The sequence below is a fragment of the Burkholderia catarinensis genome (assembly GCF_001883705.2).
Classification (GTDB): domain Bacteria; phylum Pseudomonadota; class Gammaproteobacteria; order Burkholderiales; family Burkholderiaceae; genus Burkholderia; species Burkholderia catarinensis.
In genome coordinates this window covers 119,981-142,603 of the sequence record NZ_MDEQ02000001.1, presented here as the reverse complement: position 1 = coordinate 142,603, position 22,623 = coordinate 119,981, and the positions used below count along the sequence as shown (strand labels likewise).

Genomic DNA, 22,623 nt, shown 5'->3' with positions numbered 1-22,623 from the left:
CAACCGGTGTCGGCCATCGCCGCCGCAATCCGCAAGCTACGAGGGCGGCGGCGCCACGCGCCGGTCGGTACGGACGCGTCGCGGCAGAAGCGGCGCGCCCTCTTGCGCCCCGCTTCGCCGCCCGATGTCACGCGGCCGGAAACCGCGGAGGGTATGCCGGCACGCGCGACGTTCAGAACCCCTGCATCGTCACGGTCGGATCCACGACCAGGTGCACGACGCCGTAAATGACCGCACCGACGAGCACCGCGAGGATGATCGCCACGAACGGCAGCAGCGTGAAGTTGACGTTCGCGAGATCGGCTGCGTGCGCCTTGCTGTTGCGTACGCCGAAGAAACTCCACAGGACCAGTCGGATCATGCCGAGCAGTTTCATGATTGCGCTCCTTTCATCTATCGGTTGACGCTATCGTCGATCCGACCGGCATCCGAAAAAAGAAGCAGTTGCGCACGATTTTCGCGCAGCACGCCATCTGCGGCGGCATGTCGCAGGCGCGTCAGCGGTCGAGCACGAGCGGCTCCGTCGCCCCTTGCGCCGGCCGCGCGACGCACAGCAGCGCGCAGCCGGGTTCGACCGGCGCATCGGGCGCCTGCTCGTAGTCGACCGCGCCGGACAGCACGCGCGTCGCGCACGTGCCGCACGAACCGGAGCGGCATTCGGACGGCACGGCCACGCGCTGCCCTTCCGCGAATTCGAGCAACGTGCCGTCGGCGGGCGTCCATGCGGCTTCGCGGGCCGTGCGCCGGAACACGACGGGCACGCTCGCCGCCGCCGGCGTTCCGGCTGCGCGGGTCGCGGTACGCGCGACGCTCGACGGCCCGAACGCCTCGAAACGGATGCGTTCGTCCGGCACGTTCAGCGCGCGCAGCCCGTCATACAGGTCGCGCATGAACGCCGACGGCCCGCACAGGTAGAAGTCGTAGTCGTCGAACGGCAGGATCCGCTTCAGTTGCGCGATGTCGATCCGGCCGGCCGGCGCCGCCGCGCCTTCGTGAGGATGACTGTCGAACCGGTGGAGCGACAACCGCGCATCGGCGGCCGCGATGCGCGCCAGCTCCGCCGCGAACGGCCGGTCGGCCGCTTCACGCGCACCGTGCACGAACACCACGCGGCGCGACGGTCGATCGTCGGCCAGCGCGCGGCGCAGCATCGCGACCATCGGCGTGATGCCGATACCGGCCGACACGAGCACGGCCGGGCGCGGGCTCGCGAGATCGAGCGTGAAACGGCCGCGCGGCATCTGCGCGTCGAGCGTCATGCCCGCCTGCGCGTGATCGTGCAGCCACGCCGATACGCGCCCTTCGCGCTTCACGGTGATCCGGTAATGCGCGTCGCCCGGCGCATCGGACAGCGTGTAGCTGCGCACCGACGGCGCGTCGCCGCCCGGCAGCGCGACGCGCAGCGTCAGATGCTGCCCGGCTTCGTAGGCGGGCAACACGCCGCCGTCCGCCGGTTCGAAATGGAATGAGCGGATCGCGCGCGCTTCGTCGACGATCCTCGCGATGCGCAGCGGCCGCCATGCGCTTGCCGATGCGGACGGCACCGGCGCGGCCGCCGCCGCGCCGCTCGCCGCCATCGCCGCGAACTGCGGCGCGCGCTCGACCGCCGACCACCGGAACGGCAGCACCGCGCGCATGCGCCGCACTTCCCGCACATGGAACCGCACGACGCGCTGCGCGCCGTCGAACGACGCGACGAGTGGTCCATCCCACACGATCTCCGCACGCGCGGCGAGATAAAGCAGGTCGCCGCTGTCGAAATCGACGAACAGCAGCCCGGCGCGCGGATCCTGCTGCAGGTTGCCGAGCGTGTTGAAAAAGCGGTTGCCGCTGAAATCCGGCGTCGTCAGCGTGCGTGCATCGTCGACGCGCACGAAGCCCGGCATCCCGCCGCGATGCGACACGTCCGCGCCGCGCGCGGCGCCCGCATCCGCCGACGTGTTCGCGCTCGCGACGAAGAACGTATCGGCCTGCGCGAGCAGCGCGCGATCCGCATCGTTCAACGCGTCCGACACGTCGGGCTCGACGGATGCATCGACCTCGCGTGCCACGAAGCTCGGCTTGCGGCCCTGGATGTACTTCGCGCAATTGCCGAAGCTCTGCTCGACCGCGATCGTCAGCGCATCGCCGTCGACCGCGCGCACGACGCCGTTGACGCGATTGCGCCGCCGCGTATCGAATTCGATCCCGAGCCCGCCGAGCGGCGCGCCCGGCCGCCATGCGCCGGCCAGCGGATCGCCCGGCAGCGCGCGCGCCTCGATGCGCAGCGTGCGCGCATCCGGCGACGTCACGAAGCCGGGCGCGCCGGCCCGCAGCGTCGCCCACGGCTGGCCGTGCGTATCGACGCCGCCGAGCACGAAGAACGGCAGTTGCGCGAAAAACGTCCGGTGCTGGTCCGGCATGAAGCGCCGGATCCCGCGCCGGCCGGCCGACCCGGCGGCCTCCGTCACGCCCGCGCGCTGCTGCACGGCAAGCTCGCCCGCGTGAAACGGCGCGGCATCGAGTTCCCAGCCCGGTACGACGGCGGTCGGGGCGTTCATCGCGTTCTCCCTGAACAGGCGCGGTTTCGGTGGACGTTAAGCGGCGAGCAGGCCCGCGCGCGTCGTCGGCATGCCGACGAAGCCCGGCAGCGCCTCGACACGCGCCAGCCATGCGCGCACGTGCGGATACGGTTCGAGCGACACGCCGCCTTCCGGCGCGTGCGCGATGTACGTGTACGCGGCGATGTCCGCGATCGTCGGCTGCGCGCCGGCCGCGAACGGCTTGCCGGCCAGTTCGCGATTGATCACGTCGAGCAGCTTGGCGGCCGTGCGCTTGGCCGCGTCCTGATCGAGCGGCGCGCCGAACACGGTCACGAGCCGCGCGGCGGCCGGCCCCGATGCGATCGGGCCGGCCGCGTACGACAACCAGCGCTGCACGAGCGCCGCGCCGGCCGGGTCGTCGGGCAGCCAGTGCGCGTCGCCGTAGCGCTTCGCGAGGTAGACGAGGATCGCGTTCGAATCGGTGATCACGGTGCCGCCGTCGTCGATCACCGGCACCTGCCCGAGCGGATTGAGCGCGAGAAACGCCGGTTCGCGCTGCGCGCCGGCCGCGAGATCGACTTCGACGGTCTCGGACGGCAGGCCGAGCAGCGACAGGAACAACCGGACGCGATGCGCGTGCCCGGACAGCAGGAACGAATAGACGCGGATCGGGGCAACGGGCTTACCGGCGACGGGCTTACCGGCGACGGGCTGGCTGGCGGCGGACATGGAAAACACTCCGGAATCTCGCGCCGCCGGGAATCGGCGACGAACGGCTCCAGCGTAACGCTCGCCGTTCGCGGCCAGAAGACGGATAATCGCGGAAACATTATCCTCTTTCATAGGACAATCAACGATGGCCGACCTGCGCGACGTGAACCTGAACCGGCTGGCGATCTTCGTCGCGGTGGTCGACGCCGGATCGCTGACGGCCGCGGCCGAGCGGCTCGGCCTCGCGAAGACGGTTGTCAGCACGCACATGCAGCGCCTCGAATCCGAGGTCGGCGCGAACCTGCTGGTACGCACGACGCGGCGGCTGAGCGTGACCGACGCGGGGCGCGCGTTCTACGACGCGTGCCGCGACATCGTGCGCGCCGCCGAAACCGCGCTCGACGCGGTGTCGTCCGACGCGGGGCCGCTGCGCGGCACGCTGCGCGTGAGCGTGCCGATCGACTACGGCGCGCTGGTCGTCGCGCCTGCCGTCGTCGCATTGCGCGACTTGCATCCGGGGCTCGACGTCGAACTCGTCGCGAACGACCGCGTGGTCGATCTCGTCGCGGACAACCTCGACGTCGCGATCCGCATCGGCCGCCTCGCCGATTCGAACTACCGCGCGGTGCAGCTCGGCACGTACGAGAAATGGCTGGTCGCGAGCCCCGCATTCGTCGCGCGACACGGGCTGCCGCGCGATACGGATGCGCTCGCCGCGCTGCCGTTCGTGATGCTGTCGTCACTGCCGCGCCCGCATACGCTCGAACTCGAAGACGCGCGCGGCGGCACTGCGTCGGTGCGCTGCGTCGCGCCGGTCGTGTCGAACACGGCAACGGCATGCCGCGCGATCGTGCTCGCGGGCGGCGGCTTCGGGCTGCTGACGGATTTCTCGACCGCCGACGACGTCGCGGCCGGCCGCCTCGTGCGGCTGCTGCCCGGATGGCGCTCGGCGCCGGCGGGGATTCATGCGGTGTATCCGTCGACGCGGCTGCCGTCGACGAAGGTGCGGGCGTTTATCGATGCGATGAAGGGGAGGATCGAGGACACGCCGCCGCCAGCACCGGTGCGCACGACGCGAGCGAAGCGCACGAGCGGCTGAATCCGGATCGCCGGACATGGCCTCCGGCAATCCGCACGTTTTACCCTGCCTCCAAACTCCTTTCGCCGGGCTTTCTCGCCTGGAACGAATACGCCCTTTTATTATCCATAAAAATCGGGCATTTCTTTTCCATTTTCTCCACTAACCTTATTCCCGGTAATACGCTGATTTGCGTTTACCGAAACGCTTCAATTCTCCGCTTTGTTCAATCAAGGAGTCTGGAAATGCAAACCGCCGCAATTTCATGGGGAAGCACCCCGTCGATCCGCGTCTACACGGCCAACGGCAACAAGATCACCGAGCGCTGCTACGACGGCCAGAACTGGTACACGGGCGCGTTCAGCCAGGCGGGCGACAACGTGTCCGCGACGTGCTGGCTGGTCGGGAGCGCCATCCATATCCGCGTGTATGCGACCAGCGGGGGCTCGACGACCGAGTGGTGCTGGGACGGCGACGGCTGGACCCGGGGCGGCTATACGGGTTTGTGATTGATCGTGCCTGGGGCGCATAGGTTTTCGCGCCACGATCGGCGCAATGCGGACTGAATTTTTGCGTTGCGCCGCTTTTTAATTAGCTCCATATTGTTTTCATCAATTCTTCACAGCACGGAATCGGAATTAAAAACAATGGCGATTTACTAAAATTGATTTTTCACCCACCCAATCGTCCGCTTTAAATTTATGTAAAAGGCGATTAAATCGAGCAAGCAAACGACACGACGCCCGGCGCGCCGTGCGGTTGCCGCTTTCTTGTCATTTTCAATCGGCAATGCCGGGTGGTGACGCGAACGCGCGATGCCTTGCGATTACCCGATCTCCCGCAACGTCCCCAGCAGCACCCGCCTGCAACTGGCGATCATCTGCGCCTCCGGATCGCGATAGTCGGTGAGCAGCCACGCCGCGCCGACGTTCGTCATCGCGCCGACGAGCGCGAGCCCGATCAGCCGCTGCTCGGTACGCTCGGCGGGCGTCACGGCCTCGCGCGGCGCGCCGATCGCCATGATCAGCTTGCCGAAGTCGATCAGCATGCGCTGGTACGTCATGTCGGTATCCGCGCTCACGCCCATCACCTCGAGCAGCAGCACGCGTGCCGCGCACGGGTCGCGCAGAAACGCGAAGAACGCGACGAGCCCCGCGTCGACGCTTTCGCGCAGATCGCCGCCGCGCTCGGCGACCGCGTGCGCGACAGCGTCATGCAGTTGCTGCGCGTGATGCAGGTAGGTGCCGCGCAGCAGATCCTCGGTGCTGTCGAATGCCGCATAGAAATAGCGATCGTTCAGCTTCGCTTCCCGGCAGATCGACCGGACGGTCGCCTTGCGGAACCCGACCGTGCCGAACACGCGCGTCGCCGCACGGATCAATGCGTCGCGCCGTTCGGCGGCCCGTACCTCGGGCGCCACGCCGCCATACGACCGGCCCCGCTTTTCCGTTTCGAGTGCTTTCTCCATTCCGCTATTTGACATCAGGACACCCGAAAACTAAAGTGGTGACGAACAACACCACATTAAACACGCCGCAGGCGCAGCGCAAGCGGAACGGGAGGAGCAACGGATGAACGTTTTTTCCGGCAAGGTCGCCGCGATCACGGGCGCCGGTTCGGGCATGGGCCGCAGCCTCGCGGTCGAGCTCGCGCGGCGCGGCTGCGAGGTCGCGCTCGCCGACGTCAACGAGACCGGGCTCGCCGGCACGGCGGCCGCCTGCACGCAGCATGGCCTGCGCGTGAGCACGCGGCGGCTCGACGTCGCCGACCGCGACGCGGTGTTCGCGTGGGCCGACTTCGTCCATGCCGAACACGGCAAGGTCAACCTGATCTTCAACAACGCGGGCGTGTCGCTGGCCGCCAGCGCCGAAACCGCGCGCATCGCCGATCTCGAATGGATCGTCGGCATCAACTTCTGGGGCGTCGTGCACGGCACGCAGGCGTTCCTGCCGCACCTGCGCGCGTCGGGCGATGGCCACGTCGTCAACACGTCGAGCCTGTTCGGCCTCGTCGCGATGCCGACGCAAAGCGCGTACAACGCGACCAAATTCGCGGTGCGCGGCTTCACCGAGGCGCTGCGGATGGAACTCGAACTCGACGGCGCGCCGGTGAGCGCGACCTGCGTGCATCCGGGCGGCGTCGCGACGAACATCGTCGACGCGGGCCGCGTCGATACCAGCATCCACGCGCTCACGGGCCAGGACGAAGCGACCCATCGCCGGCAGGCGAACCGCCTGATCAACGCGACGACGGCCGACGAAGCCGCGCGGCAGATCCTCGCGGGCGTCGAGCGCAATGCGCGCCGCGTGCTCGTCGGCGCCGACGCGCGCCGTCTCGACCGGATCGCGCGCCTGCTCGGCGCCGGCTACCAGTGGCTGATGCTGCGCCATGTGCGCCGTGCTCGTGCACGCAACCTTGACCGCGCCCACGCCCCGGCCGCGCTCCCGACCACGCCGACCAAGGACCCCGCATGACCTCGACGACGACCGACCGGCGCGACGCGCCGCCCGCCCCCGGCGACAGCCGCGACCTCGACGTGCTGATCGTCGGCGCCGGCCTGTCCGGCATCGGCGCCGCGTATCACCTGAAGCAGCGCTGCCCGCATGCGAGCGTCGCGATCGTCGAGGCGCGCGACGCGATCGGCGGCACCTGGGACCTGTTCCGCTATCCGGGTGTCCGTTCGGATTCCGACATGTTCACGCTCGGCTACAGCTTCCGCCCGTGGCACAGCGACAAGGCGATCTCGGACGGCCAGACGATCCTCGACTACATCCGCGACACCGCGCGCACCTGCGGCATCGACAAGACGATCCGCTACGGCCAGAAGGTCGTCGCGGCCGACTGGGACTCGCACCGCGCGCGCTGGACGGTACGCATCGAGCGCACGCGCGACGGCGCGACCGACACGCTCGCGTACACCTGCCGCTTCCTGTTCATGTGCAGCGGCTACTACGACTACGACGCCGGCTACCTGCCGGACTGGCCCGGCATGGACACGTTCGAGGGCACGCTCGTGCATCCGCAGCACTGGCCGAAGGATCTGTCCTACGCGAACCGGCACGTCGTCGTGATCGGCAGCGGCGCGACGGCCGTCACGCTCGTGCCGTCGATGGCGGCCGACGCGCGGCACGTGACGATGCTGCAGCGCTCGCCGACCTACATCGTGTCGCTGCCCGCGCGCGACAGGATCGCGAACGCGTTGCGCCGCGTGCTGCCGTCGCGGCTCGCGCACCGGCTCGTGCGCGTGAAGAACGTCCTGCTGACGATGTACCTGTACAACGTGTCGCGCCGCAAGCCCGACCGGACGAAGCAGTTCATCATCCGCGCCGCCGGCAAGCAGGTCGGTCCCGGCTTCGACGTCGCGAAGCACCTGACGCCGCGCTACATGCCGTGGGACCAGCGCGTGTGCCTCGTGCCGAACGGCGACCTGTTCAAGTCGATCCGCGCGGGCCGCGCGTCGATCGTCACCGACGAGATCGAGCGCTTCACGCCGACCGGCCTGAAGCTGAAGAGCGGCCAGCAGCTCGACGCGGACGTGATCGTCACCGCGACCGGGCTGAAGGTGAAGATGCTCGGCGGCGCGCGCGTCACGGTCGACGGCCGCGCGGTCGACCTGCCGGAAACCGTGTCGTACAAGGGGATGATGTACAGCGACGTGCCGAACCTCGCGTCGTCGTTCGGCTACACGAATGCGTCGTGGACGCTGAAGGCCGAACTGATCGCGCGCTACGTGTGCCGGCTGCTCAACCACATGCGCGCGAACGGCTACGACACGTGCGTGCCGCGGCTCGGTGCCGGCGATCTCGGCGACGTGCCGGCGGTCAACCTGAGCTCGGGCTACATCCAGCGCGCGGCCGGCATCCTGCCGAAGCAGGGCCACCGCAAGCCGTGGAAATTCCACCAGAACTACGTGCTCGATCTCGCATCGCTGAAGTTCGGCGCGCTCGCCGATTCGGCGATGCATTTCGAACGCCGCGCGACAGCCGGCCCGGCCGCCACGGCGCCGGTTGCCGAACCCGCACTCGAAACCCGCTGAGGCCGACATGACCCCTACGCTCCATCTGATCCAGAACGTGCTGCTCGGCGTCGTCGCGGTGCTCGCCGCGCTCGCGCTGTTTTCCGGCTACGTCGCCAGCCGCGTGACGCGCGCATTTCCGCCCGAAGGCCGCTTCGTCGATATCGGCGGCGACCGCATCCACTACGTCGAATACGGCAGCGGCCCGCCGATCGTGTTCGTCCACGGGCTCGCGGGGCAGTTGCGCAATTTCGCCTACCTGCCGCTCGCGCGGCTCGCGCAGCAGCATCGCGTGATCCTGATCGATCGGCCGGGCGCAGGCCGCTCGATCCGCGGCGCGGGCTCGCAGGCGAACGTGTTCGCGCAGGCCCGCACGGTCGCCGCGTTCATCGACGCGCTGCGGCTCGACAAGCCCGTGCTGGTCGGCCACTCGCTCGGCGGCGCGATCGCGCTCGCGGTCGGCCTGAACCACGCGGACCGCGTGAGCCGGCTTGCGCTGATCGCGCCGCTGTCGCACCAGCAGCCCGAGCCGCCCGCGCCGTTCCGGCCGCTGATGCTGCCGTCGCCGCTCGTGCGCCGTTTCGTGTCGTGGACCTTCGCGATTCCGTTGACGATCCTGACCGGCCGCAAGGCCGTGCGCCAGGTGTTCGCGCCGGAAGACGTGCCGCGCGACTTTCCGGTCAAGGGCGGCGGCCTGCTCGGGCTGCGGCCGCGCACGTTCTATGCGACCGCGACCGACCTGCTGTCGGCGCCCGTCGACCTGCCGGCGATGGAGCGCCGCTATGCGGACCTCGCGCTGCCGGTCGACGTGCTGTACGGCCACGCCGATCCGATCCTGAACTGGCGCGAGCACGGCGACGCGCTCGCGAAGAAATCGTCGCGCGTGCGGCTGAAGGTCGTCGAGGGCGGGCACATGCTGCCGGTCACGATCCCGGATGCAACCGCCGACTGGCTGCTCGAAGTCGCCGCCGCGCCGGCCGAGGTTGCCGCGCCGGCAACACGCATCGCGTAAGCCGCCGCAGCGAAGCGGAGCCTGATTCCGTGCCGGGCAGCCGACGCTGCGGTGCGATCAGGCTTTGTCGTCGGGCACCGGCAGACCGAGCTCCGAGATGACCTCGCGCGCGCTGCGGAATGCCTCGACCGCGGCCGGCGCGCCCGCGTACAGCGCGCTGTGCAGCAGCACTTCGCGGATCTCGACGAGGCTCGCGCCGTTGTTGAGCGCGCCGCGAATGTGCCCCTTCAGTTCCGTGCTGCGGCCAAGCGCCGCCAGCATCGCGCACGTGCACAGGCTGCGCGTCTTCAGGTCGATCCCGCCGCGCTGCCACGTGCTGCCCCACGCATGTTCGTTCAGCCAGTTCTGCAACGGGCGCGAAAAACCGTCGAGATCGCTCATCGCGCGCTCGACGAACGCATCGCCCATCACCTCGATCCGCCGCGCCTTGCCGTATTCCCTGTCCTGTTCGCTCATGTCCGTGTCCTGGTTGGAGTCGTGGCCGCTTCGGCGTCATCTGCGGCCGGGAGATGTAGCGCCATGTTCAAGCGGCCTGCGCGTTTCGTCAAAGACGCGGCCCTCGGTTCGAGGCCGCCCGCGTCACGCGATGCCGAACGCTACGTAACATCGCGCCGCACGTTACGGCGGCTCACGGGAACATCGCACCCGCCGCACCGGCGCACCGTGCGTGCTCGTCGCGCGAAACCGCTATTCCTCCGTTTAAATCGCGTTGATATTCCCGATTTCCGCAACAAAACGCGATATCGTTTTGTACAACCTGCCATGGCGCGGAATTTGCAGTTGAGGCTTGGACACACTTCCAATGTCGAGGCCAACATGCACAAATTCTTCAAGAAGACGACGGTAACGATGGCCGTCTCGTCACTGCTCGCCCTGTATGGTTGCGGATCGGTCGATGGACCGACGACCCCGCCGACGATCAAGCCGAGCACGTCAGGGACGGGCGGCAGTTCGGGGACTTCCGGGACATCCGGGACGTCGGGCGGCGGTTCGTCGGGGACTTCGGGCGGCGGTAGTTCGGGGACTTCCGGTACCTCGGGTACCTCCGGCACCTCGGGTACTTCCGGCACGTCGGGTACTTCCGGCACGTCGGGCACTTCCGGTACGTCGGGTACCTCCGGTACGTCGGGCACTTCCGGCACTTCCGGCACGTCGGGCACTTCCGGCACTTCGGGCACCTCTGGTACGTCGGGCACTTCCGGCACGTCGGGTACCTCCGGCACCTCGGGCACTTCCGGCACGTCGGGTACTTCCGGCACTTCGGGCACCTCCGGCACCTCCGGCACCTCCGGCACTTCCGGTACCTCGGGTACTTCCGGTACCTCAGGTACTTCCGGCACGTCGGGTACCTCCGGTACGTCGGGCACCTCCGGTACGTCGGGCACCTCCGGTACGTCGGGCACTTCCGGCACGTCGGGTACTTCCGGCACGTCGGGCACCTCCGGCACGTCGGGTACTTCCGGCACGTCGGGTACTTCCGGCACGTCGGGTACTTCCGGCACCTCAGGCACTTCCGGCACCAGCGTCACCCCGCTTGGCAACGTCCTCCAGCAAACCGGCACGCTCGTCACGGCACTCGGCACGACGGTCGCGAACGGCGGCGCGCAGATCGGCGGCGTGCAGCTCCCCGGCACGAACCCGACGACGGCCACCAGCGTCGGCAACGCGGTCACGAGCCTCGGCAACGGCGTGCAGTCGCTCGGCAACGGCGTCGCAGCCGGCCTCGGCTCGATCGGCGTGTCGCCGAACCCGCTTGGCCCGACGCTGACGTCGACCACCGGCCTGCTCACGGGTGCCGGCGGCGCAGTCAACAACCTCGGCAACGCGGTAACGAGCCTCGGCTCGGGCTCGCTGTCGCCGCTCGCACCGGTGACGACCCTCGTCGGCGGACTCGTCAACACCGTCGGCGGCGCCGTCAACGCGACCGCGTCGGGCTTGAACACCACACTGAACAGCGCGCCGGTCCAGCAGCTCGAAACACAGCTCGGCAGTGTGATCAATCCGATCACGAACACGCTGACGGGCGGTGTCACGACGCCGGGCGTCACGCAGACGCTCGGCGGTGCAACCCTGCTCGGCGGGCCGCTCAATACCGTGCTGAGCACGCTCGGCAGCGGTCTCGGCCTCACCGGCTCGCAGGTCGGCGGCGCGACCGGCAATCCGGCCGGTCAGAGTCTCGGCGGCAGCGTGACCCAACTCGGCAACACGGTGACATCTGCCGGCGGCCTCGTGCAAGGCGGCAGTTCCAGCAGCGGCACGAGCGGCACCAACCCGCTCGCCCCGATCACCGGCCTGCTCGGCACGCTGACAGGCGGACTCGGCGGCGGCAGCTCGAGCGGTTCGGGCGGTACGAGTGGGACCAGCGGCACCAGCGGCGGCCCGCTCGGACCGGTCACGGGCCTGCTCGGCACGGTGACGGGTGCGCTCGGCGGCCTCGGCACGGGCGGGACGAGCGGTACCGGCGGCACCAGCGGTACCGGTGGCGCGGGCGTCGGCGGCCTGTTGGCGCCGGTCACCAATCTCGTCAACTCGCTGACGCCGCTCGGCGCGAGCCTCACCGGCACGGTCACGACGCCGGGAGGCAACGTGACGGGCAACCTCGGCGGCCTGCTGACGAGCGGCCCGGTCGGCACGCTGACGGGTGCGCTGACGACGCCGGCCGGCGCCGCGGGCGCCATCGCGACGGGCAGCCCGAGCGGTGCAGCCGGCACGGCGACGACGCCGGCCGGCAGCGGCACCGTGGTGACCGGCCTGACCGGCAGCTCGAACGGCGCCGCCGCGGGCGGTGCAGGCAACCTGCTGTCACCGGTGACCAACCTCCTCGGCGGTCTGCTGGGCGGCGGCACCAAGAAGTAACGCTTTACCTATCAGAACCACAGGCCAATGGCCGGGCGCGCGTCAATACAAAGCCCGGCCGACGGCCGGCGTCACCCGCCAAGCGGGGGCGCCGGCCGTCATCCCGACGAGGATCCGATCATGAATTCCACGCTCGACGGCATCGCCGCGGTCCAGGACCGCCCGCCCCGTTCCGCCACGCCCTTTCGCGCCGGCCTGCTCGGCATCACGGCCGGGCTCCTCGCGCTGTGGTTCACGCGCGACCAGCCGGCCCTCGACGCCGCGACGCGCGCGATCATCGCGAGCCTCGCGATCATCGGCACCATCGCGCTGCACGAAATCCTCATCTCGCGCGTCTACCTGCGCCCGAGCGCGGGCTTGTCGCGCCAGGCCGTGCGACCGCTCGGCCTGGCCCGCGTCGCGACGCGGCTCGGCGCGCTCACGTCGATCTACGCGGGCATCGGGGTGCTGTACTGGCTGCTGCCCGAATACCACGGCGATTTCTACCTGCCTTTCTGGTCGCTGCTGCGCGCGCTCGCCCCGTACGTGATCGTCGCCGCGCCGTTCTATTTCATGTGGATGGACCGCCATCAGCGCGAAACCGATGACGCGTACCTGCTGTGGGGCCGCTTCCTGTTCCGCCGCGAGAAGCCCGCGAACTGGCAGCCGGTGCGCGAGATGCTCGCCGGCTGGGGCGTGAAGACGTTCTTCCTGCCGCTGATGACCGTCTACCTGTCGAAGGATGCCGACCATCTGACCGCCTCGCTCGCGCACGCGATGAGCGCGCCGATGTCGCTCGCGACGTTCACGTTCATGTACGACCTGTCGTTCACGATGGACCTGATGTTCGGCACCGTCGGCTATCTGTGCACGTTCCGCATCCTCGACAGCCACGTGCGCACGGTCGAGCCGACGGCGCTCGGCTGGGGCGCCGCGCTGATCTGCTACCAGCCGTTCTGGTCGCTGATCTCGGGCCACTACATCCGCTACGAAGGCTCGCTGTTCTGGGACAACTGGCTGCTGTCCGCGCCGACGCTGCGCGCGATCTGGGGCGCGGCGATCATCCTGCTGCTGCTGACCTACGCGCTGTCGACGATCTCGTTCGGGCTGCGCTTCTCGAACCTCACCAACCGCGGGATCATCACGTCGGGCCCGTACCGCTTCACGAAGCATCCGGCGTACATCACGAAGAACCTGTCGTACTGGATGGTGTCGGTGCCGTTCGTCGAACCACTCGGCTGGCAGGTCGGGCTCACGCACTGCGCCGCGCTCGTCGCGGTCAACCTGATCTATTACCTGCGCGCGAAAACGGAAGAGCGCCACCTGATGCGCGATCCCGACTATCGCGCGTATGCCGAATGGATCGCGCAGCACGGGTTGCTCGCGAGGATCAGGCAGGCGTTCGGGGTGCGGCAGGCGGCGTGACGGAGCCCCCGAAGGCCGGGGCGGCGAGGCATGCCGTTCCGGCCCACGCATGGACGTCGACGTTTCGCCGGCTCCGGGCATACAAAGGCGCTCGCCGCGCACTTCCAGCTGCCGAACGCTGCGTGCCCGCACACATCATTCGGCACCGCGACACGCCCCCTTGCGACCAATTGTCGCGAAACACCACGATTCACCGCGTTTCGTCGCTTTTCTCCGCCAGCCCGATTGCCCGCCCCCGGCCCCTCGCGTATGGTGCTGGCCGTCCGCGCACGATCCGTCGCCGGACACCCGACCGTCGTCCCGCACGACGGCCGTGCGGGCCGTGCCCGCCGCTCACCGTCTCCGCGATGCCGCCCGCCGGCGCCGCGCATTCATGAGGAAAGAGGCGTGATCCACAAAGTCCTGATCCTGTTTGCACTCTGCATCGCGGGCCTCGCCGCGATCGCCGCCGGTTTCCAGCACATCCCCAGCTGATTCGCGGCCCCGGCTCGCTTCGCCGAGCCCGGGGGCCGCACCCATTCCTTTCCCCATTTGCGATGAACCTCTTTCCCAATACGCCCGGGACGGGCGACCCTTGCCATGCGTATCGACGTACAGCATTCCCAGCACGACATCGACGACGAACTCGACACCCTCTATGAGCGCCTCCACCAGCCCGGCCATCGCCTGCACGGCCTGCCGGCCGTCGCGCTCGGCCGCTCCGGCCTGATCGTCCGCCACCGCGAGGCGGACGGCGAATTCTTCCTGTATGTCGAGGATCCGGCCGCGCGCCGGCTCGCCGGCTATACGGTGTTCAACCGCCTTCCCGAAATCCCGCGCCGTGCCGACCGCTACCTGCGCGCGCCGCATACGCGGCTGCGCGGTTCGGCGCAACGCCAGGGCCTCGCGACGACGCTGTACTGCTGGGGGCTCGACGCGGGCCTGTGCCTGATCAGCGGCGCGCGCCAATCGGTCGGCGCAGCGCAGTTGTGGACGGCGCTCGCGCAGGATTACCGGCATGGCTTCGTCGATATCGAAGGCCGCGCGCTGCGCTATCTCGGCGATACCGTTGCCGACGACGTGCACGGCGCGCTGCATACGCGGCGGCTGTTGCTCGGCAATGGATGGGACATCGGCGAATTCGCACGCGTGGCCGGGATGGCCGACGCGGCCCGAACGGCGATGCGATAATCCGTTCGATCCGCGCGACGCGGCTGCGCAACGCGCCAACCGAAACACACATCGATGACCACCGATCCCCGACCCGACTCCGACCGCATCGTCAACATCGTCGCGCTGTGCGGCAGCCTCCGGTCGCAGTCGTACAACGCCGCGCTGCTCGATGCGGCCGCGCTCGTCGCGCCGCACGGCATGCGCATCGCGCGCTTCGATCGTCTCGGCGAATTCCCGCTGTTCAATCCCGATGCCGAATATCCGTCGCCCGCCGCCGTGCGCGACCTGATCGATCGCCTGAACACAGCCGACGGCGTGCTGATCGCGAGCCCGGAATACGCGCACGGCGTGACCGGCGTGATGAAGAACGCGCTGGACTGGGTCGTGGGGTGCGAGGCTGTCGTGTACAAGCCGGTCGCGGTGCTGAATGCGTCGCCGCGCGCGACGCATGCGGACGCGGCGCTGCGGGAAACGCTGTCGGTGATGTCGGCACGCATCGTCGAGCACGCGTCGATCGCGCTGCCGATCCTCGGGAGCCAGCTCGACGCGGCGGGCATCGCCGCGCATCCTCCGTTCGCGTCGGCGCTGGCCGGTGCATTGCGGGCGCTCGGCGCGGCGATTGCGGAAGACGCGCCGCCGCGCTGACACTGCGCATCCAAAAATACGTCGCAGTCCGGAAGAATCGGACATGACGCCCATCGACGGGCGCCATGTCCGGCCCGGATCATCGTCCGCGATAGATCGGCACGTCGCGGGCAATCGGACCCGATTCGCTCGCGGCCGGCGACATCGTCCCGTATCCGCTCGTATCGGCCGTCGACGGGCCGGTCGAGCCGATCTTCGTCAGCGCTTCCGCCAGGCGCGCCGGATAGTGCGGGTCTTCGCCAGTCTGGCGGTAGCCGGCCGCGCGCACTGCAGCCAGTTCGGCCGTGACATCCGCGCGCGTCACGGCGGACTGAGGCGCGGCCCATGCGGAAACGGAAGCGGTCGCGGCAACCGTCGCGAGAACATACAGGGCAAGCTTGTTCATCTGATCTCTCCTGAGCATCGACGACGTTGTCGACGGAGAGTGAGTCGATCCGCGAGCGCAAAGATGACACACGCCGACGGAAAATATTCGATGTCGTGCCGCCGTGCGGCTGCCGGGCGTCGCGCCCGATGTGAACAGCATGCGCATGTCGATGTCGACCGACTGTCATATTTCGCCGGCTCGCGCGACTACAGGGTGGCGGCCACGCGCCGCCCTCTGTTCTCGCTCATGGGGTCCGACATGAAAACCGCAATCTGGATACCGATCGCGTCGCATCTCGCAACAGCGTTCGTGGCCTTCGCCGCAGGCATCTACGTGCTTCCGATCCTGACGGCATCGGAAGGCGCCAGCGCCATCGAACTGCAAGTGGCCGCCGAAAACACACGGCATACCGGTCGCTTCGAACGCGATCTGCCGGGGAGCGATCTGCTGCACTGGGCGGACGGCAAGCTGACGATCACCGATTCGTCGATCGCCTTCGAGGGCAACATCGCGCCGGGGCCCGACTACAAGATCTATCTCGTTCCCGAATTCGTCGACACCCAAGCATCGTTCCTCGCGATCAAGGCGCGTGCCGCGCGCGTGGGCGACCTGAAGACATTCGGCAATTTCGTCGTGTCGCTGCCCGCCGACGTGAATCCCGCGCAATACACGTCGGTCGTGATCTGGTGCGAGCGCTTTTCGAAATTCATCAGCGCGGCACGGTATCGGAACGCCGCGATGTCGGGCCGGATGTCGATGTAACCGGCCCCGGCAGCAACGGCATGGGGTCGCGCGCTAGCGGCTCTTGCTCCGCGCGCCCCGCTTCACCGCCTTCGCGCGCGGCGCTTCCTTCTCGGGCTGCGCGCCGCCGCCGGCGAGATCCTCGAGCCATGCGAGCGCGTCGACGTAAGACAGGAACTGCTGCAGGTATTCCGGCGACAGCTCGCGCATCGTCGCGAGCGACCGGTGCACGAGACTGTTCGAATTGAGCGGCCCCGCATTGCGCGGCACCTGGTCGAGCGACTGGCGGTACTGCTGTTCCGTGCGGACTTTCGACCACATCGTGCGGAAGTAGTCGACCAGCTCGGGATCGAGCCCGCGCCGGTCGGCCTGCGCATCGCGCGCGAGCCGCTCGACGAGTACCGCAAGCGCGCCACTCCGGGGCGCACCTGCCGTGGAATCGACCGCCACGCTCGCGGCCACCGCTTCACCGGCCCGCGCAACCACCTCCGCGAAGCCTTCGATCAGCGTCGCCAGCCGCGCGTCGAGCAACGCGCGCGCGTCGCCATCGAGCATGGCCGCGCGCCGTTCGAGCGCGTCGATCCGGTGAAAGCGTACGGGATCGAGCCGGTCGGCGCCCTGCTCGCGCCATGCGTCGAGCGTCGCGCGGGCGTGCGTCGCGTCGCCCGTCACTTCGCCTTCCCTCCGTTCGATGCCGACTTGCGCGGCACCGGCGCGATCTCCACGCGGCGGTTCTTCGCGCGGCCTTCATCGTCCGCATTCGAGCTGACCGGCTGTTCGGAGCCGAACGCGGCCGCGAACACCGACGGCGCCGGCACGCCGGCGTCGATCAGCGCACGCGTGACCGTCAACGCGCGCTTGGCCGACAGCTCCCAGTTGTCCGCGAACTGGCGGTTGCCGGCATGCACCTGCTGATCGTCGGCGAAGCCGCTGATCATCAGGATCTCGTCGCGCGTCTTCAGGTACGCGGCCAGCGGGCCGGCCAGCGTCTTCAGCAGATCGCGGCCCGCGGGCTGCAACTGGTCGGAGTTCAATGCGAACAGCACGTTGCCGCTGATGCCGATGCGGCCGTTCACGAGCGTCACGCGGCCGGCCGCGAGCGGCCCGGCGAGCGCCTGTTCGAGCGACTTGCGCTGCTGCGCTTCCTGCTGGCGCGCGCGCACGGCTTCCTCGAGCTTCGACGTGAGCTGAAGCTGCATGCCGATCACGCCGACGAGGATCAGCACGAACGCGCCGAGCAGCACCGACATCAGGTCGGCGAACGCGGGCCACACCGGCGCGGACGACGCGCCGCCGTCGATTTCGTCGTGCATGCGTTACGCTCCGACGGGCGCGCGCCGGCCGGCGAGCTGCTGGAGATCTTCGACGATCTGCTTCTGCGACATCATGCTCAGGTCGATCACCTCGCGCGCCTGCGCGACGTAGTACTCGAGTTGCTCGTCGCTGCGCGCGAGCGATTTCTCGAGCGCGGCCTCGATGCGCTGCAGATGGGTCAGCAGCTTGTCGTTCGATTCGCCGAACACCTGCACGGCCATCCCGAATGCATCGCCGAGACTCGCGACCTCGACGGCGCCCGCGGTGACCTGCGCGGCCACCGAATCGAGCTTGCGCGTTTCGGCATCGACGGTGTCGTTGAAGCGCGCGCCGACGCGGTCGAGCAGGTCGGCCGACGTGCTGACGAGCGCGTCGATTGCCGTGCGCTGTTCGGTCGACGCGTGGTTGACCGCGCCGAGCAGCGTTTCGAGCGTCGCGAGCAGGCGGCTGCGTTCCTCGAGCGTCGCGGTATCACGCACCATGCTGTCGGACAGGCGCTGGCGCAGTTCGGCGACGACGTCGGCCGCGGCCTTCGGCGCCTCCGACGCGGCCTGCACGAGGCGCGCGATCTCGTTGATCGTGTCGCTCGCGTGAACCTGCGCCTGCGCGGTGATGTCGTTCGCGGTGCGGGCCAGCGTGTCGCAGATATCCTGCTGGCGCGTCGCGGCCTGCGCGCTCGTCTGCGCCCATTCGTCGCGCAGCGCGGCGGCCATCGCGGCCAGCGAATCGTTCCACGCGGACAGGCGCTGTTCGTCGCGTGCGGCCAGTTGCGTCTGCAGGCCAGCGTGCGAATCGCGGATCGTCGTCAGCAGGTCGTTCGAGCGTTGTTCGAAGGTCGACGCCTGCGTGGCCAGATCGCGCGTCGTTTGGGCGAGTGCGTCGCAGATTTCTTGCTGACGGCCCGCGCTGTGCACGCCCGCGCGCTGCCATTCGTCGCCGAGCTTCGTGGCCATCGCGGCCAGCGAATCGTTCCACGCCGACAGGCGTTCTTCGTCGCGCGCGGCCAGTTGCGTCTGCAAGCCCGTATGCGAATCGCGGATCGTCGTCAGCAGGTCGTTCGAACGTTGTTCGAACGTCGACGCCTGCGTGGTGAGGTCGCGCGTCGTTTGCGCGAGCGCGTCGCAGATTTCCTGCTGACGGCCCGCGCTTTGCACGCCCGCGCGTTGCCATTCGTCGCCGAGCTTCGTGGCCATCGCGGCCAGCGAATCGTTCCACGCCGACAGGCGTTCTTCATCACGCGCGGCGAGTTGCGTCTGCAGGCCCGTGTGTGAATCGCGGATCGTCGTCAGCAGGTTGTTCGAGCGTTGTTCGAAGGTCGCGGCCTGCGTGGTGAGGTCGCGCGTCGTTTGGGCGAGCGCGTCGCAGATTTCCTGCTGACGGCCCGCGCTGTGCACGCCCGCGCGTTGCCATTCGTCGCCGAGCTTCGTGGCCATCGCGGCCAGCGAATCGTTCCACGCCGACAGGCGTTCTTCATCACGTGCGGCGAGTTGCGTCTGCAAGCCCGTATGCGAATCGCGGATCGTCGTCAGCAGGTCGTTCGAACGTTGCTCGAACGTCGAGGCCTGTGCGGCCAGATCGCGCGTCGTTTGCGCGAGCGCATCGCAGATTTCCTGCTGACGTCCCGCGCTGTGCGCGCCCGCACGCTGCCATTCGTCGCCGAGCTTCGCGGCCATCGCGGCGAGAGAATCGTTCCACGCCGACAGGCGTTCTTCGTCGCGCGCGGCCAGTTCGGTCTGCAGCCCCGCGTGCGACTCGCGCATCGCGGCGAGCGTCGCGCCCGAATGACGTTCGAACGTCGCGGCGGCTTCGCCCAGCGCGCGCGCATGCTGGCCCGCGAGCGCCTCGCCGACCTGCTCCTGGCGCGACAGCGCAGCGTGCCACGCGTCGGACAAGCGGCCTTCGGTCGATTCGAGGCGCGTCGCGACGCCGTCGAGCAGATCCGTCGAACGCTGCGCGAACGTGTCGGTGAACTGGCCGAGCGTCGTCTGCAGCTGCTGCGCGACGGCGTCGCCCGCGCGGCGCTGTTCGTCGAGCGCGCGGTTCCAGACCGCCGTCACGTTGCCGGTGGTCTTCTCGAAGCCGTCCGTCAACCCGTCGAGCTGACGCTGCACCGCGCCCGTCACGGTGTCGCGCAGCGCGGCCATTTCCTGCGCAAGCCCCGTCATCGTCGCCGCGACGACCGGCTGCAATGCGGCGCCGGCCACCTGCGCGCTTTCGGCGGCGCTTTCCTTCAGCGCATCGCCGACGTTCGACGCGAGGCCCGCATACGCGCGCTCGGTCCGGTCGAAAAACGCCTGCTGGCTTTCAATCTGGCGATCGTGCAGCGCGACGCTGCGCGCCTCGAGCGTCGTCATCATCGTCTGCAGCCGGTCGACCAGCGCCGGCATCACGTCGGCCTGGCACTGCAGCAGCCGGAACGACTCGTCGCGCTGGTGCGCGGACGAATGCACGCGCAACGTCGTCGCGATCTTCGCGTCGAGCTGCTGGGCTGCGTCGATCCGCTCGCGGCGCACGAGCGCGGACAGCAACCCGAGCATCGCGGACGTCGCGACACCGGCGATCGACGTGCCGAACGCGAACCCGAGGCCCTTCACCGGCGCGATCAGCGATGCGCGGATCGCATCGAGATCGGTCGCGCTTTCGAGCGCGGCGCCCGTACCCTTCAGCGTGACGACCATCCCGAGCAGCGTGCCGAGCATGCCGAGCAGCACCAGCAGGCCGACGAGGTAAGGCGTGAGCGCCGGGCCCGGCAGCGCGACGCGCGCGCCTTCGACCCGCGCACGCACCGCGCCGCGCAGGCCCGGGTGCAGCGTGTCGAGCCACGTGTCGAGCTTCGCGGGCGGCTCGGCCAGGCCGGCAACCGCGCGCGACAGCGTGGCGGTCGCCTGCCGGTAGCGCAGCAGCTCCCATGCGCCGGCGACGTAGCACGCGCCGATCAGCAGCGTGACGGCCGACGCGAGCGGGTTCGACGCGATATAGCCGACACCGATCCAGCCCACTGCGAGCAGACCGGCGACGAAGACAACGAGATCAATGCGAATTCTGGACATAGCGTGTTGATTAGCAGGTGCGAAGGGCCGCGAGCAGCCCGTCTACCGTTTGAAACCGGACTTCGAGTTCGGCAAGCAGGATGCTTTGCATCTCGTCGCGAAACGTGTCGAGCCATGTGCCGGGCACGATCGCCGCGACGGCCGTGACGTCGGCCACCGCGCCGTCGTCAGCCATGCCGGCCGGATCGCCAGCGGCAGCGGCCAGCGCCTGCCGTTCCGCGTCGCGCAGCCGCCCGAAACGGGTGCCGAGCAGCGCGGGCACGGCCGACAGCAGGCTGCGCTCGCGCGCGCCGAGCACGCGCTCCATGATCGTGTCGAGCGTCGCGAGCCGCGCCATGCCGGACGAGCGCGCGGCGAGCGCGACCCGCAGGCGGCCGCGCAACTGGCCGATCGCCGTTTCCATGTCCTGCTGCAGGGACAGATAGCGCTGGCGGAAGTCCGCGAAATCGGCCGTGTCGGCGGCCGGCGGCGGCAGGTCGCCGGGCCGGCGCCGCGCACGCGGCCGGTTGGTGGCCGTGATCGCCTGCGCGAGGTCGTGGCGCACGCGCGCGCAGTCGCGCTCCGCGTCGTAGCCGCGCACGCCGGCCGCGACGCCGGGCGGGCTCGCGTTCAGCGCGGACGACAGCGTGATCGCGTCGGTCCAGCCGAGCCACTGGCTCAGCCGGTCGGACAGCGTCTGCCGGGATTCCGCGACGTCGGCATCGGCCAGGCGCGCGAGCAGCCGGACGAGCGTCGGGCCGCTCAATGCCGGGCGCGGAGGAGCTTGCACCATGCTGCAAACCGTTAAAAAAGGCAGCAGTTTACACGTCGCCGGGAGGTCGACCGCCAGAATCGGGGAAGCGGCGCCGTTCGGCCCGCGGCCTGACACACGCGAACGCCCGCCGTGCAAGGCTCGGCGGGCGGTGGCGGGTGGCCGGGAACACGGCAGGCGGCGGCGCGGCGAACTGCCGGGATCGACGCGCCAGCAGCCTCGCCCGGTGGGTCCGGGGGAAGTGAACGCGTTTCCGGACGACCTGCGGTTTCCGGAAGCGTGTTGCGCGGCTCGGGCGGTTTGCTTCGGCGACCGACCACGGGAATGGCCGGCCGCCGTGCGATGCCGATCAGGAATGAAAACGGTCAGATCCCCGCTTTCGGCGCGTTCAGGATCAACCGCAGCCCGAGTAGCGTGATCGCGCCGGCGGCAATCCGGTCGACCCACTTCTTCGCGCGCAGGTAGAGTTCTCGCGGCCGGCGCGTGGAAAAGCACAGCGCGACGATCGTGTACCAGCCGAACTCGACGGCGAACACGAGCGGCGGCAGCGCCAGATAGCACCACAGCGGCGGATGCTGCGGGAGCAACGCCGCGAAGATGCTGCCGTACCAGATCGCCGTCTTCGGGTTGCTGAGCTGGGTCGTGAGGCCCGTCCAGAACGACTTGCGCGCGCTGCCGGCGGCCATCGCCTGCGGATCGTCCATCGCGATCGGCCGGTCGGCGCCGCGCCAGATCTTCGACGCCATGTAGATCAGGTACGCGCCGCCCGCCACCTTCAGGCCCACATACAGCCATTCGACCGCCTGCAGCAGCGTATAGAGCCCCGCCAGCGCGACGCCGCCGAACACGATGCCGCCGATGCCCATGCCGAGCGCGGTGGCCAGCCCGTCGCGGCGCGACAGCCCGATCGAATTGCGGGCAACCAGCACGAAGCTCGGGCCCGGAATCATCGCGCCGAGAAACAGTGCGGCCAGGATGGCGAGTACGGCAGCCGATGCAGTCATC

General features: G+C 69.2%; 21 protein-coding genes. 10 read left to right on the top strand and 11 right to left on the bottom strand.

Features of this window, described 5'->3' with window-relative positions; genetic code table 11:
- Positions 1–172: 172 nt before the first annotated feature.
- From BFF94_RS00655 to BFF94_RS00645, 3 genes are all read right to left on the bottom strand, one after another.
- Complete coding sequence (locus BFF94_RS00655) at positions 173–376, bottom strand: DUF2970 domain-containing protein (protein WP_128847055.1); 204 nt, start codon at positions 374–376, stop codon at positions 173–175.
- A gap of 121 nt (positions 377–497) precedes the next feature.
- Positions 498–2,540: a pyridoxamine 5'-phosphate oxidase family protein gene (locus BFF94_RS00650; RefSeq protein WP_219138837.1), complete on the bottom strand. Its 2,043-nt coding sequence runs from the start codon at positions 2,538–2,540 to the stop codon at positions 498–500.
- Between the two features lie 36 nt (positions 2,541–2,576).
- Positions 2,577–3,251, bottom strand: a complete 675-nt coding sequence (locus BFF94_RS00645; protein WP_219138836.1) for a glutathione S-transferase family protein — start codon at positions 3,249–3,251, stop codon at positions 2,577–2,579.
- Positions 3,252–3,378: 127 nt separating this feature from the next.
- Between BFF94_RS00645 and BFF94_RS00640 the strand changes: the two genes are divergently transcribed.
- Both BFF94_RS00640 and BFF94_RS00635 read left to right on the top strand, forming a co-directional pair.
- Complete coding sequence (locus BFF94_RS00640) at positions 3,379–4,332, top strand: LysR family transcriptional regulator (protein ID WP_128847799.1); 954 nt, start codon at positions 3,379–3,381, stop codon at positions 4,330–4,332.
- Between the two features lie 224 nt (positions 4,333–4,556).
- Positions 4,557–4,820, top strand: coding sequence for a fucose-binding lectin (locus BFF94_RS00635; protein ID WP_128847801.1), 264 nt, complete (start codon positions 4,557–4,559; stop codon positions 4,818–4,820).
- Positions 4,821–5,137: 317 nt separating this feature from the next.
- On the opposite strand, the gene BFF94_RS00630 is transcribed toward BFF94_RS00635, so the two are convergent.
- A complete protein-coding gene (locus tag BFF94_RS00630) occupies positions 5,138–5,779 on the bottom strand; it encodes a TetR/AcrR family transcriptional regulator (RefSeq protein WP_246637195.1) in 642 nt (213 codons plus the stop codon).
- A 103-nt stretch (positions 5,780–5,882) separates the two neighbouring features.
- Here BFF94_RS00630 and BFF94_RS00625 point away from each other — a divergent pair, with 103 nt between their 5' ends.
- From BFF94_RS00625 to BFF94_RS00615, 3 genes are read left to right on the top strand one after another with little or no spacing between them, the layout of a single operon-like run.
- Positions 5,883–6,785: an SDR family NAD(P)-dependent oxidoreductase gene (locus tag BFF94_RS00625; protein ID WP_219138835.1), complete on the top strand. Its 903-nt coding sequence runs from the start codon at positions 5,883–5,885 to the stop codon at positions 6,783–6,785.
- Positions 6,782–8,347: a flavin-containing monooxygenase gene (locus tag BFF94_RS00620; RefSeq protein WP_128846416.1), complete on the top strand. Its 1,566-nt coding sequence runs from the start codon at positions 6,782–6,784 to the stop codon at positions 8,345–8,347. The genes BFF94_RS00625 and BFF94_RS00620 overlap by 4 nt, the downstream gene beginning before the upstream one ends.
- Before the next feature lie 7 nt (positions 8,348–8,354).
- Positions 8,355–9,338 carry an alpha/beta fold hydrolase gene (locus BFF94_RS00615; protein WP_128846413.1) on the top strand — a complete coding sequence of 328 codons (984 nt, stop codon included), beginning with the start codon at positions 8,355–8,357 and terminating at the stop codon, positions 9,336–9,338.
- Positions 9,339–9,395: 57 nt separating this feature from the next.
- Here BFF94_RS00615 and BFF94_RS00610 read toward each other — a convergent pair whose 3' ends face one another.
- A complete protein-coding gene (locus BFF94_RS00610) occupies positions 9,396–9,794 on the bottom strand; it encodes a carboxymuconolactone decarboxylase family protein (protein ID WP_128846411.1) in 399 nt (132 codons plus the stop codon).
- A gap of 360 nt (positions 9,795–10,154) precedes the next feature.
- On the opposite strand from BFF94_RS00610, the gene BFF94_RS00605 reads away from it, so the two are divergent.
- The 4 genes from BFF94_RS00605 (at position 10,155) to BFF94_RS00590 (ending at position 15,395) form a co-directional block, all read left to right on the top strand.
- Positions 10,155–12,194, top strand: coding sequence for a collagen-like triple helix repeat-containing protein (locus BFF94_RS00605; protein WP_219138834.1), 2,040 nt, complete (start codon positions 10,155–10,157; stop codon positions 12,192–12,194).
- A 120-nt stretch (positions 12,195–12,314) separates the two neighbouring features.
- Positions 12,315–13,598, top strand: coding sequence for an isoprenylcysteine carboxylmethyltransferase family protein (locus BFF94_RS00600; RefSeq protein ID WP_128843756.1), 1,284 nt, complete (start codon positions 12,315–12,317; stop codon positions 13,596–13,598).
- A 579-nt stretch (positions 13,599–14,177) separates the two neighbouring features.
- Positions 14,178–14,768, top strand: a complete 591-nt coding sequence (locus BFF94_RS00595; RefSeq protein ID WP_128843758.1) for a histone acetyltransferase — start codon at positions 14,178–14,180, stop codon at positions 14,766–14,768.
- A gap of 54 nt (positions 14,769–14,822) precedes the next feature.
- Entirely contained in the window at positions 14,823–15,395 is a 573-nt protein-coding gene (locus BFF94_RS00590; protein WP_128843759.1) for an NADPH-dependent FMN reductase, read from the top strand.
- Positions 15,396–15,474: 79 nt separating this feature from the next.
- Here the strand turns inward: BFF94_RS00590 and BFF94_RS00585 are convergent, their stop codons facing one another.
- Positions 15,475–15,780 carry a DUF4148 domain-containing protein gene (locus tag BFF94_RS00585; RefSeq protein WP_158061981.1) on the bottom strand — a complete coding sequence of 102 codons (306 nt, stop codon included), beginning with the start codon at positions 15,778–15,780 and terminating at the stop codon, positions 15,475–15,477.
- A gap of 240 nt (positions 15,781–16,020) precedes the next feature.
- Between BFF94_RS00585 and BFF94_RS00580 the strand changes: the two genes are divergently transcribed.
- Positions 16,021–16,524 (top strand): DM13 domain-containing protein, encoded by a 504-nt coding sequence (locus BFF94_RS00580; protein ID WP_128843761.1) that lies wholly within the window; start codon positions 16,021–16,023, stop codon positions 16,522–16,524.
- A gap of 33 nt (positions 16,525–16,557) precedes the next feature.
- On the opposite strand, the gene BFF94_RS00575 is transcribed toward BFF94_RS00580, so the two are convergent.
- The 5 genes from BFF94_RS00575 to BFF94_RS00555 all read right to left on the bottom strand — a co-directional run bounded on the left by BFF94_RS00575 (position 16,558) and on the right by BFF94_RS00555 (position 22,622).
- Positions 16,558–17,175 (bottom strand): DUF2894 domain-containing protein, encoded by a 618-nt coding sequence (locus tag BFF94_RS00575; RefSeq protein WP_128843762.1) that lies wholly within the window; start codon positions 17,173–17,175, stop codon positions 16,558–16,560.
- Positions 17,172–17,816: an OmpA family protein gene (locus BFF94_RS00570; RefSeq protein WP_128843763.1), complete on the bottom strand. Its 645-nt coding sequence runs from the start codon at positions 17,814–17,816 to the stop codon at positions 17,172–17,174. Before BFF94_RS00570 ends, BFF94_RS00575 begins: the two co-directional genes overlap by 4 nt.
- 3 nt (positions 17,817–17,819) lie before the next feature.
- The gene (locus BFF94_RS00565) at positions 17,820–20,867 is read right to left on the bottom strand and encodes a DUF802 domain-containing protein (RefSeq protein ID WP_219138832.1); all 3,048 of its coding nucleotides are present in this window, start codon (positions 20,865–20,867) and stop codon (positions 17,820–17,822) included.
- A 10-nt stretch (positions 20,868–20,877) separates the two neighbouring features.
- Positions 20,878–21,639 (bottom strand): DUF3348 domain-containing protein, encoded by a 762-nt coding sequence (locus tag BFF94_RS00560; protein ID WP_219138831.1) that lies wholly within the window; start codon positions 21,637–21,639, stop codon positions 20,878–20,880.
- Positions 21,640–21,983: 344 nt separating this feature from the next.
- A complete protein-coding gene (locus BFF94_RS00555) occupies positions 21,984–22,622 on the bottom strand; it encodes a LysE family translocator (protein WP_128846931.1) in 639 nt (212 codons plus the stop codon).
- Between the last annotated feature and the right edge of the window lies 1 nt (position 22,623).

Excerpts from the sequence above, each read along its gene's own strand:
- BFF94_RS00655 (WP_128847055.1), bottom strand. The coding sequence starts at position 376 with ATGAAACTGCTCGGCATGATCCGACTGGTCCTGTGGAGTTTCTTCGGC.
- BFF94_RS00650 (WP_219138837.1), bottom strand. The coding sequence starts at position 2,540 with ATGAACGCCCCGACCGCCGTCGTACCGGGCTGGGAACTCGATGCCGCG.
- BFF94_RS00645 (WP_219138836.1), bottom strand. The coding sequence starts at position 3,251 with ATGTCCGCCGCCAGCCAGCCCGTCGCCGGTAAGCCCGTCGCCGGTAAG.
- BFF94_RS00640 (WP_128847799.1), top strand. The coding sequence starts at position 3,379 with ATGGCCGACCTGCGCGACGTGAACCTGAACCGGCTGGCGATCTTCGTC.
- BFF94_RS00635 (WP_128847801.1), top strand. The coding sequence starts at position 4,557 with ATGCAAACCGCCGCAATTTCATGGGGAAGCACCCCGTCGATCCGCGTC.
- BFF94_RS00630 (WP_246637195.1), bottom strand. The coding sequence starts at position 5,779 with ATGGAGAAAGCACTCGAAACGGAAAAGCGGGGCCGGTCGTATGGCGGC.
- BFF94_RS00625 (WP_219138835.1), top strand. The coding sequence starts at position 5,883 with ATGAACGTTTTTTCCGGCAAGGTCGCCGCGATCACGGGCGCCGGTTCG.
- BFF94_RS00620 (WP_128846416.1), top strand. The coding sequence starts at position 6,782 with ATGACCTCGACGACGACCGACCGGCGCGACGCGCCGCCCGCCCCCGGC.
- BFF94_RS00615 (WP_128846413.1), top strand. The coding sequence starts at position 8,355 with ATGACCCCTACGCTCCATCTGATCCAGAACGTGCTGCTCGGCGTCGTC.
- BFF94_RS00610 (WP_128846411.1), bottom strand. The coding sequence starts at position 9,794 with ATGAGCGAACAGGACAGGGAATACGGCAAGGCGCGGCGGATCGAGGTG.
- BFF94_RS00605 (WP_219138834.1), top strand. The coding sequence starts at position 10,155 with ATGCACAAATTCTTCAAGAAGACGACGGTAACGATGGCCGTCTCGTCA.
- BFF94_RS00600 (WP_128843756.1), top strand. The coding sequence starts at position 12,315 with ATGAATTCCACGCTCGACGGCATCGCCGCGGTCCAGGACCGCCCGCCC.
- BFF94_RS00595 (WP_128843758.1), top strand. The coding sequence starts at position 14,178 with ATGCGTATCGACGTACAGCATTCCCAGCACGACATCGACGACGAACTC.
- BFF94_RS00590 (WP_128843759.1), top strand. The coding sequence starts at position 14,823 with ATGACCACCGATCCCCGACCCGACTCCGACCGCATCGTCAACATCGTC.
- BFF94_RS00585 (WP_158061981.1), bottom strand. The coding sequence starts at position 15,780 with ATGAACAAGCTTGCCCTGTATGTTCTCGCGACGGTTGCCGCGACCGCT.
- BFF94_RS00580 (WP_128843761.1), top strand. The coding sequence starts at position 16,021 with ATGAAAACCGCAATCTGGATACCGATCGCGTCGCATCTCGCAACAGCG.
- BFF94_RS00570 (WP_128843763.1), bottom strand. The coding sequence starts at position 17,816 with ATGCACGACGAAATCGACGGCGGCGCGTCGTCCGCGCCGGTGTGGCCC.
- BFF94_RS00565 (WP_219138832.1), bottom strand. The coding sequence starts at position 20,867 with ATGTCCAGAATTCGCATTGATCTCGTTGTCTTCGTCGCCGGTCTGCTC.
- BFF94_RS00560 (WP_219138831.1), bottom strand. The coding sequence starts at position 21,639 with ATGGTGCAAGCTCCTCCGCGCCCGGCATTGAGCGGCCCGACGCTCGTC.
- BFF94_RS00555 (WP_128846931.1), bottom strand. The coding sequence starts at position 22,622 with ATGACTGCATCGGCTGCCGTACTCGCCATCCTGGCCGCACTGTTTCTC.